A 14,231-nucleotide genomic window follows, 5' to 3' on the forward strand; every position below is an offset into this window, starting at 1 on the left:
TAGGACTGCTGGCAGGTGGCGTCGGAGACGAACGGGACGGTGGCCTTCAGGAGGTAGCGCTGCTGGCTGCCGCCCTCGGTGGCGGCGCCCCAGCCTCCCCGGCCCACCCGGCACCGGCCGTCCTCGCGGTCCGCGGCGCCGCGCTGGTCCTCGCGGCCGTCGCACTCGGGCACACCCTGTGGAACGGCGTCGTGCAGCCCGGCCACGCCCTCGTCTTCGGGATCCTGGTCACCGTCGGCGAGCTGGCCCGCTGGGGAGCCCTGCCCGGGGAGCGCGAGCCCGCGCCGCTGGGGGCGGCCGGCGCGCTCGCGTACGCCCTGCTGGGGCGCAGCGGGGGACAGGAGACCGCGCACGGGGTCCTCCAGGTGGTCACCGTCGTCGTCGCGGCGCAGCTGCTCGCCGCCGTGCCGCACATGGCGCGCGGCAGCGGCCCGGGACCCGACCAGGCGGCCCGCCGCGTGCTGGCGGTGGCCTTCGCCGCCCTGTGCTTCCAGCCGCTGCACCATGCGGGCCGGTCGGAGCGCTGGTTCGGCGAGGGGCCCTACTTCGCTCTGTTCCTGCTCGTGCTGCTGGGCCTCACCGCCCTGTGCGACGCGGTCCTCGCGGCCCTGACGGCGGGGAGGTCCCGCCCCTACGGCGCCCGGCTGCGCGACGAGCTCCACGCGCTCAGCGGCATCGGTCCGGCGGTCTGCGCGACCGGCGCGGTGATGGCGCTCGGGGTCGCCGTCGCGGGGCTGTGGGCCCTGCCGGTGCTGTGCGTCCCGCTGCTGCTCACCCAGGTGTCGTTCCGCCGGTACGCCGCCGTCCGCACGACGTACCGGCAGACCATCGCCTCGCTGGCGCGGTCCACGGAGATCGCCGGGTACACCCCGCACGGGCACGCCCGCAGGGTGGCCGATCTGGCGACGGCCGTGGGGCGGGAGCTGGGGCTCCCCGGCCCCGAACTGACCGTGCTGGAGTACGCGGCGCTGATGCACGACATCGGGCAGCTCTCCCTCGTCGACCCGGTGGCGGACGGGGCGACCACGGTCCTCCCGGCCGCCGAGCAGCGCCGGATCGCCCTGCTGGGAGGGGCGGTGGTGCGCAGGACCGGGGTGGATCCCGCGGTCGCCGTGGTGGTGGAGCAGCAGGCCGATCCGTACCGTGAGCAGCAGACCGCCGCACAGATCGTCCGTGCGGCCAACGCGTACGACGACCTGTGCGGGGAAGGCGTCGAGGGGTCCCTGCGGGCGCTGGAGCAGCTCAGGCTCGGCACCGGCCACGACTACCGGCCGCTGGTGGTGGAGGCACTGGGCAGAGTCCTCGCACGGGGCGGTCTCACCCGGGTCCGTGCGGGGTAACCCATGGGTAATGAGCGAGCGTCCGGCCGGGCATGGTTGGATGCGAAGGAGAGCGGAAAACGAGGGTGTCCAGTCGGGACAGGCGGGAATCGTGAGGATCTTCGGGAAGGTACGGCATCGGCCGTCCGCCTCTTGGCGGCAGGCCACGGACCGCGCGTTCACGCTGATCGGCGACGGCCGGTACGAGGACGCGGGGGCCCTGCTGACGCGCGCGGCGGACCTGGAGCCCTGGCTCTCCGAGTCCTGGTTCAATCTCGCGCTGCTGCACAAGTTCCGGCACGACTGGGAGCAGGCGAGGGCCGCCGGGCTGCGTGCCGTCGCCCTGCTCGACCGGGAGTCCGGGGCTCCGGACTGGTGGAACGTCGGGATCGCCGCCACCGCGCTGCAGGACTGGCCGCTGGCGCGGCGGGCCTGGCAGGCCTACGGGCTGAAGGTGCCGGGCAGCGGACAGCTCGGCGCCGCGGCCAACAGCGAACCCACGGACATGGAGCTGGGCAGCGCCGCGGTGCGGCTCTCGCCCGAGGGCGAGGCCGAGGTCGTCTGGGGCCGCAGGCTCGACCCGGCCCGTATGGAGGTGCTGTCGATCCCGCTGCCGTCCTCGGGGCGCCGCTGGGGCGAGGTCGTCCTGCACGACGGCGTGCCGAACGGCGAGCGGGTCACGGCGGCCGGGCCGTCCTACCCGGTCTTCGACGAGATCGAGCTCTGGGCGCCCTCCCCGGTGCCCACCTGGGTGGTGCTCCTGGAGGCCGCCACCGAGGCCGACCGGGACGCGCTGGAGCAGCTGGCCTCGGACGCGGGCTTCGCCGCCGAGGACTGGTCGTCCTCCGTACGGCTGCTCTGCCGCGCCTGTTCGGAGAGCCGGATGGAGAGCGACGAGGGCGACGGCGAGCACCTCGACCCGCACGACCACAGCGAGCCCGGCCATCCCGGGCCGCTGGGCCACCGCACCAACGGTGACCTGTGGGTACCGGAGCGCGAGTGCGGGATAGCCGCGCCGGCCGGGCTGGTGCGCGGTCTGCTGGACGGCTGGGTGGCCGACAGCCCGGACAGCCGCGAGTGGCGGGATCTGGAAGAAGTCTGCTGACCGGTGCCCGTAGGCTGTACGGGCACCGATTCCGGTGCGGGTACTCACGGGCTCAGGGTTGCAGGAAGGCGAACGGCGGACATGTCGCAGCAGGAGACGGACGAGCGGACCGGTGTCGACGACGAGGGATTCCTCGTGGACACCGAGGACTGCGAGGCGCGCGAGGCGGCGCACCGGGAGCGCGGCACCTCCCGCCCCATCACGGTGGTCGGCAACCCGGTCCTGCACAAGGAGTGCAGGGACGTCACGGAGTTCGACGGTGAACTCGCGCAGCTGATCGACGACATGTTCGCCAGCCAGCGGACGGCGGAGGGCGTCGGCCTGGCCGCCAACCAGATCGGGGTGGACCGCAAGGTCTTCGTCTACGACTGCCCGGACGACGACGGGGTGCGCCACGTCGGCGCGATCTGCAACCCGGTGCTGGAGGACCTCGCCCCGGAGCAGCGCAGCCTCGACGACTCCAACGAGGGCTGCCTCTCGGTGCCGACGGCCTACGCCGCGCTGGCGCGGCCCGACCTCGCGGTCGTGCGCGGCCAGGACGCCCAGGGCAACCCGGTCAAGGTCCGGGGCAGCGGGTACTTCGCGCGCTGCCTCCAGCACGAGACGGACCACCTGTACGGATACCTGTACATCGACCGGCTCTCGAAGCGGGAGCGCAAGGACGCGCTGAAGCAGATGGCCGAGGGCACCCCGCGCTACGAGGTCGTCCCGAACGACTGATCCCCCCGGGGAGAGGGCGGGGAGGGTCCGGCGCCGGTGGGCCCTCCCCGGGGCCGGCGGGTCCCGGGTCGCCCGGTGATCACCGACAGGCTTTTCCCGGGCGGCAGTTGACGCGAGTCAACTCCTGGTACAGGCTCACCGGGACGCCCGTCTGTTCACCTCACCGTGCAGGGAGACCCCCCATGCTCAGACGTACCGCGCACCTGCTTCTCGGCCTTGTCATGGCCATGGCTTTCGGTATCGGAGGGGCCGTCGCCACCGCGGGCACCGCGCAGGCCGACGGCTGCTACACCTGGAGCCGCACCCTGTCCTCGGGCGCCACCGGCGCCGACGTCACCCAGCTCCAGATCCGGGTGTCCGGCTACCCGGGCTACAACTCCGTGCTGGCCGTCGACGGCTCGTACGGTCCGGCCACCACGGCCGCGGTCAAGCGCTTCCAGGCCGCCTACGGCCTCGGCGCGGACGGTGTCGCCGGGCCCGCCACGTTCGCCAAGCTCTACGCCCTCCAGGACGACGACTGCACGCCCGTCCACTTCACCTACCCCGAGCTCAACACCTGCAACAGCACCTGGGCGGGCGGAGCGGTCGCGGCGGGGACGGCCAAGGCCAACGCCCTGAGCAGCATGTGGAAGCTGGAGGCGCTGCGCCACGCACTCGGCGACCAGTCGCTCCGGGTCACCAGCGGCTTCCGCTCCACCTCCTGCAACGCGGCGGTCGGCGGGGCGACGAACAGCCGGCACCTGTACGGCGACGCCGTCGACCTCGGCTCCGGGCCGCACACCCTGTGCACCATCGCCCAGCAGGCCCGCAACCACGGCTTCAACGGGATCCTCGGCCCGGGCTACCCCGGCCACAGCGACCACATCCACGTGAACCAGGGGCCGAACCACTTCTGGTCCGCCTCCGGCTGCGGCATCTGAGGGCACCCCGGGACGCGGGGTCCGACCGGTCAGGCCGCCTCGGCCGAGCCGGTCGGCCCCCGGAAGGTCCTGCGGTAGGCGTTCGGGGTGGTCCCCAGGGACCGCACGAACTGGTGGCGCAGCGCCGCCGCGTTCCCGAAACCGGTCCGCCCGGCGATCGTGTCCACCGTCTCGTCCGAGGTCTCCAGCAGGTGCTGCGCCAGCAGCACCCGCTGCCGGAGCAGCCAGCGGTACGGGGTGGTGCCGGTCTCCTGCTGGAAGCGGCGGGCGAAGGTCCGGGGCGACATGTGGGTCTGGGCGGCCAGCTGCTCCACCGTCATCTCCTCGTCGAGGTGGCGCTCCATCCAGGCGAGCGTCTCGCCGACCGTGTCGCACGGGGTGCGGGGCAGCGGGCGCTTGATGTACTGCGCCTGCCCGCCGTCCCGGTGCGGAGGGACCACCATGCGGCGGGCCAGGGCGTTCGCGACGGCGGGCCCGTGCGCCTGGCGGACCAGGTGCAGGGCGGCGTCGATGCCGGCCGCCGTGCCCGCCGAGGTGATGACCGCGCCCTCGTCCACGTAGAGCACGTCCGGCTCGACCCGCGCCTCCGGGAAGCGGCGGGCCAGTTCGTCGGAGTGCCGCCAGTGCGTGGTGCAGCGGCGGCCGTCCAGCAGTCCCGCGGCGCCGAGGACGAAGGCCCCGGAGCAGACGCTCAGCACCCGGGCGCCGCGGTCCACGGCCCGGCGCAGGGCGTCGAGGGCCTCCTCGGGGTACTCCCGGTCGATGAAGTGGCTCCCCGCGGGCACGGCGATGAGGTCGGCCTCCTCCAGCCGCTCCAGTCCGTGGGGGGTGGTGACGGTGAAGCCGGCGTGGGTCCGCAGGACCGGCCCCTCGGCGGACACCACCGCGAAGTCGTACACCGGCAGTCCGTCCTCCGACCGGTCGAGTCCGAACACCTCGCACACGACGCCCAGTTCGAAGGGATGGATCTCGTCGAGGAGCAGGACGGCGACATTCTTCAACATGACGTCAGTGTGGCAGTAATTCGATGCTCCATGACAGTCCTGCCACTGACGTAATTCCGGGGCCGGGACGACAGTGGAGGCATGAACACATTCCTGAGCTACCTGGCCGTCACCGCGCTCTTCGCCCTCGTCCTGCTGCCCGCCCTCGTCGGCCTCGCCCGGGAGCGCCGGATCGACCGCGCACTCCGGGACGCCGGACGGCGGAGGGGGGAGTCGTCCCCGCACCCGGCGGGCGCCGCACGGCCGGTCACGGCCCCACGGCGCCCGTACACCAGGTCCTGGGCGAGGATCTAGAACTCCTCGTCGAAGCCCACGGACCCCTCCACCGCCACCTGGTAGGCCGAGGGACGGCGCTCGAAGAAGTTCGTCAGCTCCTGCACCCCCTGGAGCTCCATGAACGAGAACGGGTTCTGCGAACCGTAGAGCGCGGGGAAGCCGAGCCGGGTCAGCCGCTGGTCGGCCACGCACTCCAGGTACTGGCGCATCGAGTCGGTGTTCATGCCGGGCAGGCCGTCGCCGCACAGGTCGCGGCCGAACTGCAGCTCCGCCTCGACGGCCTCCCGGAGCATGTCCGTGACCTGCTGCCGGAGCGCGTCGTCGAAGAGGTCAGGCTCCTCCTTGCGGACGGTGTCCACGACCTCGAAGGCGAAGTTCATGTGCATCGTCTCGTCGCGGAAGACCCAGTTGGTGCCCGTGGCGAGACCGTGCAGCAGACCGCGCGAGCGGAACCAGTAGACGTACGCGAACGCCCCGTAGAAGAACAGCCCCTCGATGCACGCCGCGAAGCAGATCAGGTTGAGCAGGAAGCGCCGGCGGTCCGCCTTCGTCTCCAGCCGCTCGATCTTCTCCACCGAGTCCATCCACCGGAAGCAGAACTGCGCCTTCTCGCGGATCGACGGGATCTCCTCCACCGCGTCGAAGGCCGCCGCACGGTCCTCCGGATCGGGCAGGTAGGTGTCCAGCAGCGTCAGGTAGAACTGGACGTGCACGGCCTCCTCGAACAGCTGGCGCGACAGATAGAGCCGCGCCTCGGGCGAGTTGATGTGCTTGTACAGCGTCAGCACGAGGTTGTTGGAGACGATCGAGTCGCCCGTCGCGAAGAACGCGACCAGCCGCCCGATCATGTGCTGCTCCCCGGGGGAGAGCTTCGCGAGGTCGGCGACGTCGGAGTGCAGGTCGACCTCCTCCACCGTCCAGGTGTTCTTGATCGCGTCCCGGTAGCGCTCGTAGAAGTCCGGGTAGCGCATGGGGCGCAGGGTCAGTTCGAAGCCGGGGTCGAGCAGGTTCTTGTTCTCGGACGCGCTCACTGGCAGGCCTCGCAGGACTCGGGGTTCTCAAGGGAGCAGGCCAGGGCGTCCGCATCGGGACCCGGCACCTGCTGTACGGGGACGGTGGCGGCGGCCGGGGCCGCACCGGATGCCGCGCGGGCGATCCGGGTCGCCGGACGCGAGCGCAGGTAGTACGTCGTCTTCAGCCCCTGCTTCCAGGCGTAGGCGTACATCGAGGAGAGCTTGCCGATCGTCGGCGTCTCCAGGAACAGGTTCAGCGACTGGCTCTGGTCGAGGAACGGCGTACGGGCCGCCGCCATGTCGATCAGACCGCGCTGCGGGATCTCCCACGCCGTGCGGTACAGCGCCCGCACGTCCTCGGGGATCCAGGCGAAGCCCTGCACCGAGCCGCTCGCCTCGCGCAGCGCCTCACGGGTCCGGGCGTCCCACACGCCGAGCCGCTTCAGCTCGTCCACCAGGTAGGCGTTCACCTGGAGGAACTCACCGCTGAGCGTCTCGCGCTTGAAGAGGTTGGAGACCTGCGGCTCGATGCACTCGTACACCCCGGCGATCGAGGCGATCGTGGCCGTCGGCGCGATGGCCAGCAGCAGCGCGTTGCGCATGCCGGTCCTCGCGATCCGGGCGCGCAGGGCGTCCCAGCGCTCCGGCCAGTGCAGCCCGGTGTCGTAGTGGTCGGGGTGCAGGACCCCGCGCGCGGCACGCGTCTCGGCCCAGGCGGGCAGCGGCCCGGACCGCTCGGCGAGGTCGCAGGAGGCCTCGTACGCGGCCAGCATGATCCGCTCGGAGATCCTCGTGGACAGCGCGCGGGCCTCGGGGGAGTCGAAGGGCAGCCGCAGCTGGAAGAAGACGTCCTGGAGACCCATCGCGCCCAGGCCCACCGGACGCCAGCGGGCGTTGGACCGGCCCGCCTGCCCGGTCGGGTAGAAGTTGATGTCCACGACGCGGTCGAGGAAGGTCACCGCGGTGCGGACCGCGGCGTCCAGCCGCTCCCAGTCGATCGTGCCGCCGGCGACGAACGCGCCGAGGTTGACCGACCCGAGGTTGCAGACGGCCGTCTCGCCGTCGTCCGTGACCTCCAGGATCTCGGTGCACAGGTTCGAGGAGTGCACGACCCGGCCCGGCTCGGCGGTCTGGTTCGCCGTGCGGTTGGACGCGTCCTTGAACGTCATCCAGCCCTGGCCGGTCTGCGCGAGGGTCCGCATCATGCGCCCGTACAGCTCGCGGGCCGGGATCGTCCTGCGGGCCAAGCCCTTCGCCTCGGCCGCCCGGTAGGCCGCGTCGAACGCGTCGCCCCACAGGTCCACCAGCTCGGGGGCGTCGGCCGGGGAGAAGAGCGACCAGTCGGTGTCCGCGTCGACGCGGCGCATGAACTCGTCCGGGATCCAGTGCGCCAGGTTGAGGTTGTGCGTACGCCGCTGGTCCTCACCGGTGTTGTCGCGCAGCTCCAGGAACTCCTCGATGTCCGCGTGCCAGGTCTCCAGGTAGACCGCCGCCGCGCCCTTGCGCCGGCCTCCCTGGTTGACCGCCGCCACCGAGGCGTCGAGCGTCTTCAGGAACGGCACGATGCCGTTGGAGTGCCCGTTCGTCCCCCGGATGAGGGAACCCCGGGCGCGGACGCGGGAGTAGGAGAGGCCGATGCCGCCCGCGTGCTTGGAGAGCCGCGCCACCTGGTGGTAGCGGTCGTAGATCGAGTCGAGCTCGTCCAGCGGCGAGTCCAGCAGGTAGCAGGACGACATCTGCGGGTGCCGGGTACCGGAGTTGAACAGGGTGGGGGAGGACGGCAGGTAGTCGAGCCGGTTCATCAGGCCGTACAGCGCGGCCACCTCCTCCAGGGCCCGCTCGGAGGTGTCCTCGGCGAGCCCCGCGGCCACGCGCAGCATGAAGTGCTGCGGGGTCTCCACGACCTCGCGGGTGAGCGGGTGGCGCAGCAGGTACCGGCTGTGCAGCGTCCGCAGCCCGAAGTAGCCGAAGCGGTCGTCGGCGCCGTCGGCGAGCGCGCGGTCCACCAGCGCGTCGAGTGCGGCGGCGTGCAGCGTGACGAACTCGGCCGTGCGGTCCGCGATCAGGCCCTCGCGGTGCCCGACGGCGATCGACGACGAGAAGGACACGGCGCCCTGGCCGGCGGCCTCGTCGGCGACGGCCCGGGAGAGGAGCCGGGCGGCGAGCCGCGAATAGGCGGGGTCCTCCGCGATCAGACCGGCGGCGGCCTCGGTGGCCAGCGCGCGCAGCTCCGCCTCGTCCGACCGCGCACTGCGGCCGCGCAGCGCGGCGGCGGCGACCCTGCCGGGATCGGTGTCGGGCAGATCGGCGGTGAGGCCGGTCAGGGTCCGCAGCAGGGCGGTCCCGGGCGCGTCGGTCGTGAAGTCCTCGGATTCCGCGGCTGAAACCGGGTCGGCTGGCGCGATGGTCACTGGGGCTATCCCTCGCTCGGCTCAGGGCCTGCGGGAGCGGGGCAGCCGGACACGTGGACGCCCGGGGGAGGGCAGCACGGTGCGCGCGGCGTCCACCGGCCCTCCGCGGGGCCCGGACGTCTCTGCGCCCGGTTCGGTCGAGCCGGACGCGCTGTCGGCAGGTCCTCGGACTCCGCGGCGCGCACACGCGCCGTTCACACCGTTGCGGGACAGTTCCGGATTCGCACCGGATTCCCCTGCGGCGACAGCGAGGTCGAGCATACATGTGGGGGCCGCCGATTGAGGCAGCCCCCACATGTAGTGTCGTGACGGGTCAGAAGGGGAGACGGAACGTCAGGAGGGTGAAGCCCGGCAGAGGGCTCCAGTCCCGCTCCGGCGTCCGTACGAAGCCCAGGCGGCGGTAGATCCGGTGGGCGGCCTCCATCGACGACTGGGTCGACAGGACGATCCCGGAGAGGCCGCCCGCGGCGCGTGCCCGGTCCACGCAGGCCCGCACCAGCGCCTCGCCCGCACCGCGCCCGCGCGCCGTCCCGGAGACGGCCAGCATCCGGAACTCGGCCTCGTCCGGTCCGGCGACGTCCGCCCACGGGCTGCCGGGCGCGACGTAGGTGACACCGCCCAGCAGCTCGCCCCCTGCGTCCACCGCGGCCAGCACCAGGGCTTCGGCGGCCCGTCGCCCGACGGCGCGGAGCTGCTCCAGATAGGGGTCGCCGGTGCCGAAGTCCAGCAGTCCGTCACCGAGGTACGCCTGGGCCGTGATCTCACCCAGGGCCTCGTACTCCTCGGCGCGCACAGGTCTGATCGTGACATCCATGCGCGACAGTCTGCCCCGGCCGCGGGGCCGGGCGCACGCCCTTTCCGGGGCGGTGCCGGAACCCCGCGGCCCTCCACGGGAACGCCCCGGCGGGGAGATCCCCGCCGGGGCGGACGGCGCGAGGCCCCGGCCCGTCGCACCGGCTCGTCGTCGCCCGGTGCCGCGGGGTCAGTGACCGCCCGGGGCGCCGGCCGTGGCGGGCGGGAGGTCGGCCTTGACCCCGGGGTCGCCGACATCGGCCGTGTAGTCGGACGGCGAGGTCTCGTCCACACCGGCCGGGGCCTTCAGCGCGTTGAGGACGAAGGTCAGCACGACCACCACGATGATGTTCAGCACGATCGCGGTGAGACCGATGTAGCCGATCTCGCCGATGCCCGGGATCTCCTTGGACGACCCGCCGAAGTGCTTCTGGGTCGGGCTGGCGACGCCGTAGGCGGCCACCGTCCCGTAGAGCATGCCGACCGCCCAGCCGGCGATCAGGGCCCAGCGGTGGAACCACCGCGTGAACAGGCCGCCCACCAGGGCCGGCATCGTCTGGAGGATCCAGATGCCGCCCAGCAGCTGGAAGTTGATCGCGACCGTCTTGTCCATGGTGAGGACGAAGGCGAGCGCACCGACCTTGACCAGCAGCGAGACCAGCTTGGAGATCCTGGTCTCCTGCGCCGGGGTCGCGTCGGGCTTGATGAAGTCCTTGTAGATGTTGCGGGTGAAGAGGTTCGCGGCGGCGATCGACATGATCGCGGCCGGCACCAGGGCGCCGATCCCGATCGCGGCGAAGGCCACACCCGCGAACCAGTCGGGGAACATGGTCTCGAACAGCTGGGGGATGGCCAGCTGGCCGTTGTCCACCTTGATCCCGGCGGCGATCGCCATGAACCCGAGCAGGGCCAGCAGCCCCAGCATCAGCGAGTACAGCGGCAGGATCGTGGTGTTGCGCCGGATCACCTCACGGCTGCGGCTGGAGAGCGTCGCGGTGATCGAGTGCGGATACATGAAGAGGGCCAGCGCCGAGCCCAGAGCCAGCGTCGCGTAGCCCCACTGCCCCATCTCCCCGGGCACCAGGGCGCCACGCGGCTGGCCCGTCGCCGGGTTGGGCTCCGCGAACGCCGCGCTCGCCTTGGAGAAGATCTCGTCGAACCCGCCGAGCTTGATCGGGATGTAGATGATCGCCACGGCGATCACCAGGTAGATCAGGCCGTCCTTGACGAAGGCGATGAGCGCGGGCGCGCGCAGCCCCGAGGAGTAGGTGTACGCGGCGAGCACGGCGAACGCGATCAGCAGCGGCAGGTCCTTGACGAACCAGTGCGTGTTCTCGCCGCCGCCGACGCCCATGACGTCCAGCACGGCCTGGATGCCGACCAGCTGGAGCGCGATGTAGGGCATCGTGGCGAGGATGCCGGTGAGGGCGATCGCCAGCGAGAGCCCCTTCGAGCCGAAGCGGCCGCGGACGAAGTCCGAGGTGGTGACGTAGCCGTGCTTGTGCGAGACCGACCACAGGCGCGGCAGGAAGGTGAAGATCAGCGGGTAGACGAGGATCGTGTACGGGACGGCGAAGAAGCCGGCCGCGCCCGCCGCGTAGATCGCCGCCGGCACCGCGACGAAGGTGTACGCCGTGTAGAGGTCGCCGCCCAGCAGGAACCAGGTGACCCAGGTGCCGAACGACCGTCCGCCCAGGCCCCATTCGTCGAGGCTGGCCTCGTTCTCGGCCTTGCGCCAGCGCGCGGCCATGAAGCCGATGACCGTGACGGCCACGAAGAAGAAGATGAAGACGGCGAGTGCGACGCCGTTCACGCCGTCCTTCATGCGGAGGCACCCCCCTTGCGGGCGCGCTGGTCACGCTGCCAGAGCTTGTAGGCGATCATGGTGAGCGAGGTCGAGATGAGCACCCACAGCATCTGGTACCAGTAGAAGAACGGGATGCCGATGAAGGTCGGTTCGACCTTCGCGTACGAACCGACCCAGAGCATCGCCACGAAGGGCGCGATCAGGCAGAGCCCGATCACCACCCTGGTGGGTGTCACGGTCGGTGCTGCCGGTGGGTTCGCACCGGTTTCCTCTGACATGCGGCGACTCCGTCCCCTCGCTGATCACCTGGTTAATGCGCAGGAAATCTAGGCGAGAGATCCGACCACCGTCACCCCCCGTCCGCATTGCGGTACTGCAACGGTCCGCCGGTGCGCGGCGGAAGCGGCGCTCCCCCGGTGTGCGCGGGGGAGCGGCCGCCGGTGCGGCCCCGGGACCGGGTCCCGGGGCCGTCTCAGTCGGTGGGACGCTTCAGACGGGCCACGAACTTGTAGCGGTCGCCCCGGTAGACCGAGCGGACCCACTCCACCGGTTCGCCGTCGCCGTCGATCGAGTGCCGGGACAGCATGAGCATCGGGAGGCCGACGTCCGTGCCGAGCAGCCCCGCCTCGCGCGGAGTGGCGAGGGAGGTCTCGATGGTCTCCTCGGCCTCGGCCAGCCGGACGTCGTACACCTCGGCCAGCGCGGTGTAGAGCGAGGTGTACTTGACCAGCGAACGGCGCAGCGCGGGGAAGCGCTTGGCCGACAGGTGCGTGGTCTCGATGGCCATCGGTTCACCGCTGGCGAGCCGCAGCCGCTCGATCCGCAGCACCCGTCCGCCGGCCGTGATGTCCAGCAGCCCGGCGAGCGTGTCGTCCGCCGTGACGTAGCCGATGTCCAGCAGCTGGGACGCGGGTTCCAGGCCCTGGGCGCGCATGTCCTCGGTGTAGGAGGTGAGTTGCAGCGCCTGGGAGACCTTGGGCTTGGCGACGAAGGTGCCCTTGCCCTGGATCCGCTCCAGCCGTCCCTCGACCACCAGTTCCTGGAGGGCCTGCCGGACCGTGGTGCGCGAGGTGTCGAACTCCGCGGCCAGCGTGCGCTCGGGCGGCACCGGTGTGCCGGGCGGCATGGTGCCCGTCATGTCGAGGAGATGACGCTTGAGCCGGTAGTACTTCGGGACACGCGCCGTACGCGCACCCGCGCCGGTCTCGCTCGTGCTGCTGGCCCCGTCGGCACCCATGGCCCGCCTTCCCGACTGCTGCGTTGCTGCCGTCACCGGCTCCTCCGTCTGTCGCGGCTCACATGGTGGCACGGCCTCGTCACGGGTCGTCGCCCTCCCTCAGGTGTCGGTCCGATAACGGACGCGAGTGCACTTCTTATACACCCTTGACACCCCTAAAGGTCTAGGCCAAGCTCCCGGTACTGGTCTAAACCATTAAAGACCAGGTCCCAGACCCACAGGTAGCGCCAGGCGTACGTCTTCGCGGTGGGCGGGGGGTTGCTGGTATCCCTGAGGAGGGTGTGGCATGAAGCGCAAGCTCATTGCGGCCGTAGGCGTCGCAGCGATGATGACCGGAATCGCTGCGTGCGGGGGGGACGGTAGTGACAACGCCTCGAAGGACCCGAAGGACCGTACCGAGAGCCTGACGGTCTGGCTGATGGTGGACGCGCAGAGCACCTGGCCGGAACTGGTCAAGGACGTCAACGCGCAGTTCAGCAAGAAGTACCCCAAGGTCAAGGTGAACGTCCAGTACCAGCAGTGGGCGGACAAGGCCAAGAAGCTCGACACCTCCCTCGGCGGCGACAAGTTCCCGGACGTCGTCGAGCTCGGCAACACCGAGACGATGCAGTACATCCTCAACGGCGCGCTGGCGGAGATCGACCCCGCGAAGTACGACAACTCGGATACCTGGATCAAGGGCCTGAAGGACACCTGCACCTTCGAGGGCAAGCAGTTCTGCGTGCCCTACTACGCGGGTGCCCGGGTCGCGGTCTACAACAAGGACATGCTCAAGAAGGGCACCGGCAGCGACGCCCTCCCGCAGACCGAGGACGAGATGCTCGCCGCGCTCGACAAGGTCTCGGCCGAGTACACCAAGAAGGACAAGCGCTTCTCGTCCCTCTACCTGCCGGGCCGTTACTGGTACGCGGCCATGTCCTACGTCGCGGGCTACGGCGGTTCCATCGCCGAGTACGACGAGGGTGCGAAGGAGTGGAAGGGCAACCTCTCCTCGCCCGAGTCACAGAAGGGCATCGAGCACTTCGTCAACCTGGTCAAGAAGTACAACAAGGCCGACCAGACCAAGGACGAGCAGGACCACGCCAACGTCATGGCCAACGAGAAGGCGGCCCTGATCTACGGCAACGGCTGGGAGGCCGGCTCGGTCGTCGACGGCGCCAACAACGGCAACCCGAAGCTCGAGGGCAAGATCGGCACCGCCGGCATGCCCGGCCCGAACGGCAAGGCCCTCCCGTCCTTCATCGGCGGTTCGGACCTCGCGGTCACCGCCAAGTCCAAGGTGACCGACCTGGGCGAGGAGTGGGTCTCCCTCTTCACCAGCGAGAAGTCGCAGGAGGTGCTCACCTCCAAGAACATCCTCCCGAACAACGAGAAGCAGCTCGAACCGCTGAAGTCGAAGCCGGAGACGGCCGCCGTCGCCAACGCGGTGCCGGACGCCTGGTTCACCCCGATCGCGCCGGGCTGGACCTCCATCGAGAAGGAGGAGGTCCTGGAGAACATGCTCCTGGAGATCCTCAAGGGCGCCTCGGTGGCCGACGCCGCCAAGAAGGCGGACGGCAAGGTCGACGAGCTCATCAACAAGTAGTCCCGGGGCCTTCGGCTCTCCAGGCGGGGGTCCGGCGCGCAC

13 protein-coding genes, 1 pseudogene and 1 riboswitch are annotated in these 14,231 nt (G+C 71.0%); of the genes and pseudogenes, 6 read left to right on the forward strand and 8 right to left on the reverse strand.

Going from position 1 to position 14,231, the window contains the following annotated elements:
- Positions 1-95: pseudogene (locus ABZ172_RS09295) on the reverse strand (serine protease); the annotation flags it as partial.
- Here ABZ172_RS09295 and ABZ172_RS09300 point away from each other — a divergent pair.
- The 4 genes from ABZ172_RS09300 (at position 63) to ABZ172_RS09315 (ending at position 4,064) form a co-directional block, all read left to right on the forward strand.
- Complete coding sequence (locus ABZ172_RS09300) at positions 63-1,340, forward strand: HD domain-containing protein (RefSeq protein WP_356882153.1); 1,278 nt, start codon at positions 63-65, stop codon at positions 1,338-1,340. The pseudogene ABZ172_RS09295 and the gene ABZ172_RS09300 sit on opposite strands and share 33 nt — an antisense overlap.
- 91 nt (positions 1,341-1,431) lie before the next feature.
- A complete protein-coding gene (locus ABZ172_RS09305; RefSeq protein WP_356881856.1) occupies positions 1,432-2,424 on the forward strand; it encodes a hypothetical protein in 993 nt (330 codons plus the stop codon).
- Positions 2,425-2,505: 81 nt separating this feature from the next.
- On the forward strand, positions 2,506-3,144 hold the full coding sequence (def, locus tag ABZ172_RS09310) for a peptide deformylase (protein WP_356881858.1): 639 nt from the start codon (positions 2,506-2,508) through the stop codon (positions 3,142-3,144).
- A 182-nt stretch (positions 3,145-3,326) separates the two neighbouring features.
- Positions 3,327-4,064, forward strand: a complete 738-nt coding sequence (locus ABZ172_RS09315; protein WP_356881860.1) for a D-Ala-D-Ala carboxypeptidase family metallohydrolase — start codon at positions 3,327-3,329, stop codon at positions 4,062-4,064.
- Between the two features lie 29 nt (positions 4,065-4,093).
- On the opposite strand, the gene ABZ172_RS09320 is transcribed toward ABZ172_RS09315, so the two are convergent.
- Positions 4,094-5,068 carry a helix-turn-helix domain-containing protein gene (locus tag ABZ172_RS09320; protein ID WP_356881862.1) on the reverse strand — a complete coding sequence of 325 codons (975 nt, stop codon included), beginning with the start codon at positions 5,066-5,068 and terminating at the stop codon, positions 4,094-4,096.
- A gap of 81 nt (positions 5,069-5,149) precedes the next feature.
- Here ABZ172_RS09320 and ABZ172_RS09325 point away from each other — a divergent pair, with 81 nt between their 5' ends.
- The gene (locus ABZ172_RS09325) at positions 5,150-5,362 is read left to right on the forward strand and encodes a hypothetical protein (protein ID WP_356881864.1); all 213 of its coding nucleotides are present in this window, start codon (positions 5,150-5,152) and stop codon (positions 5,360-5,362) included.
- On the opposite strand, the gene ABZ172_RS09330 is transcribed toward ABZ172_RS09325, so the two are convergent.
- From ABZ172_RS09330 to ABZ172_RS09355, 6 genes are all read right to left on the reverse strand, one after another.
- Positions 5,359-6,375: a ribonucleotide-diphosphate reductase subunit beta gene (locus tag ABZ172_RS09330; RefSeq protein ID WP_356881866.1), complete on the reverse strand. Its 1,017-nt coding sequence runs from the start codon at positions 6,373-6,375 to the stop codon at positions 5,359-5,361. The genes ABZ172_RS09325 and ABZ172_RS09330 overlap by 4 nt on opposite strands.
- Complete coding sequence (locus ABZ172_RS09335) at positions 6,372-8,768, reverse strand: ribonucleoside-diphosphate reductase subunit alpha (RefSeq protein ID WP_356881868.1); 2,397 nt, start codon at positions 8,766-8,768, stop codon at positions 6,372-6,374. The genes ABZ172_RS09330 and ABZ172_RS09335 overlap by 4 nt, the downstream gene beginning before the upstream one ends.
- A 160-nt stretch (positions 8,769-8,928) precedes the next feature.
- Positions 8,929-9,004: riboswitch (cobalamin riboswitch) on the reverse strand.
- A 77-nt stretch (positions 9,005-9,081) separates the two neighbouring features.
- Positions 9,082-9,582: an N-acetyltransferase gene (locus ABZ172_RS09340; protein ID WP_356881870.1), complete on the reverse strand. Its 501-nt coding sequence runs from the start codon at positions 9,580-9,582 to the stop codon at positions 9,082-9,084.
- A gap of 168 nt (positions 9,583-9,750) precedes the next feature.
- Positions 9,751-11,385 (reverse strand): monocarboxylate uptake permease MctP, encoded by a 1,635-nt coding sequence (mctP, locus tag ABZ172_RS09345; RefSeq protein WP_356881872.1) that lies wholly within the window; start codon positions 11,383-11,385, stop codon positions 9,751-9,753.
- A complete protein-coding gene (locus ABZ172_RS09350; protein WP_356881874.1) occupies positions 11,382-11,645 on the reverse strand; it encodes a DUF3311 domain-containing protein in 264 nt (87 codons plus the stop codon). The genes mctP and ABZ172_RS09350 overlap by 4 nt, the downstream gene beginning before the upstream one ends.
- 194 nt (positions 11,646-11,839) lie before the next feature.
- On the reverse strand, positions 11,840-12,604 hold the full coding sequence (locus ABZ172_RS09355; protein ID WP_356882155.1) for a GntR family transcriptional regulator: 765 nt from the start codon (positions 12,602-12,604) through the stop codon (positions 11,840-11,842).
- Positions 12,605-12,890: 286 nt separating this feature from the next.
- Between ABZ172_RS09355 and ABZ172_RS09360 the strand changes: the two genes are divergently transcribed.
- On the forward strand, positions 12,891-14,189 hold the full coding sequence (locus tag ABZ172_RS09360; RefSeq protein ID WP_356881876.1) for a sugar ABC transporter substrate-binding protein: 1,299 nt from the start codon (positions 12,891-12,893) through the stop codon (positions 14,187-14,189).
- The last annotated feature ends 42 nt before the right edge of the window (positions 14,190-14,231 follow it).

The sequence above is a fragment of the Streptomyces sp. NPDC006296 genome (assembly GCF_040613235.1).
Classification (GTDB): Bacteria; Actinomycetota; Actinomycetes; order Streptomycetales; family Streptomycetaceae; genus Streptomyces.

What these genes read in the sequence shown, in the direction of transcription:
- def (WP_356881858.1), top strand. Translation starts at nt 2,506, where the DNA reads ATGTCGCAGCAGGAGACGGACGAGCGGACCGGTGTCGACGACGAGGGA.
- ABZ172_RS09315 (WP_356881860.1), top strand. Translation starts at nt 3,327, where the DNA reads ATGCTCAGACGTACCGCGCACCTGCTTCTCGGCCTTGTCATGGCCATG.
- ABZ172_RS09320 (WP_356881862.1), bottom strand. Translation starts at nt 5,068, where the DNA reads ATGTTGAAGAATGTCGCCGTCCTGCTCCTCGACGAGATCCATCCCTTC.
- ABZ172_RS09325 (WP_356881864.1), top strand. Translation starts at nt 5,150, where the DNA reads ATGAACACATTCCTGAGCTACCTGGCCGTCACCGCGCTCTTCGCCCTC.
- ABZ172_RS09340 (WP_356881870.1), bottom strand. Translation starts at nt 9,582, where the DNA reads ATGGATGTCACGATCAGACCTGTGCGCGCCGAGGAGTACGAGGCCCTG.
- mctP (WP_356881872.1), bottom strand. Translation starts at nt 11,385, where the DNA reads ATGAAGGACGGCGTGAACGGCGTCGCACTCGCCGTCTTCATCTTCTTC.
- ABZ172_RS09350 (WP_356881874.1), bottom strand. Translation starts at nt 11,645, where the DNA reads ATGTCAGAGGAAACCGGTGCGAACCCACCGGCAGCACCGACCGTGACA.
- ABZ172_RS09355 (WP_356882155.1), bottom strand. Translation starts at nt 12,604, where the DNA reads ATGGGTGCCGACGGGGCCAGCAGCACGAGCGAGACCGGCGCGGGTGCG.
- ABZ172_RS09360 (WP_356881876.1), top strand. Translation starts at nt 12,891, where the DNA reads ATGAAGCGCAAGCTCATTGCGGCCGTAGGCGTCGCAGCGATGATGACC.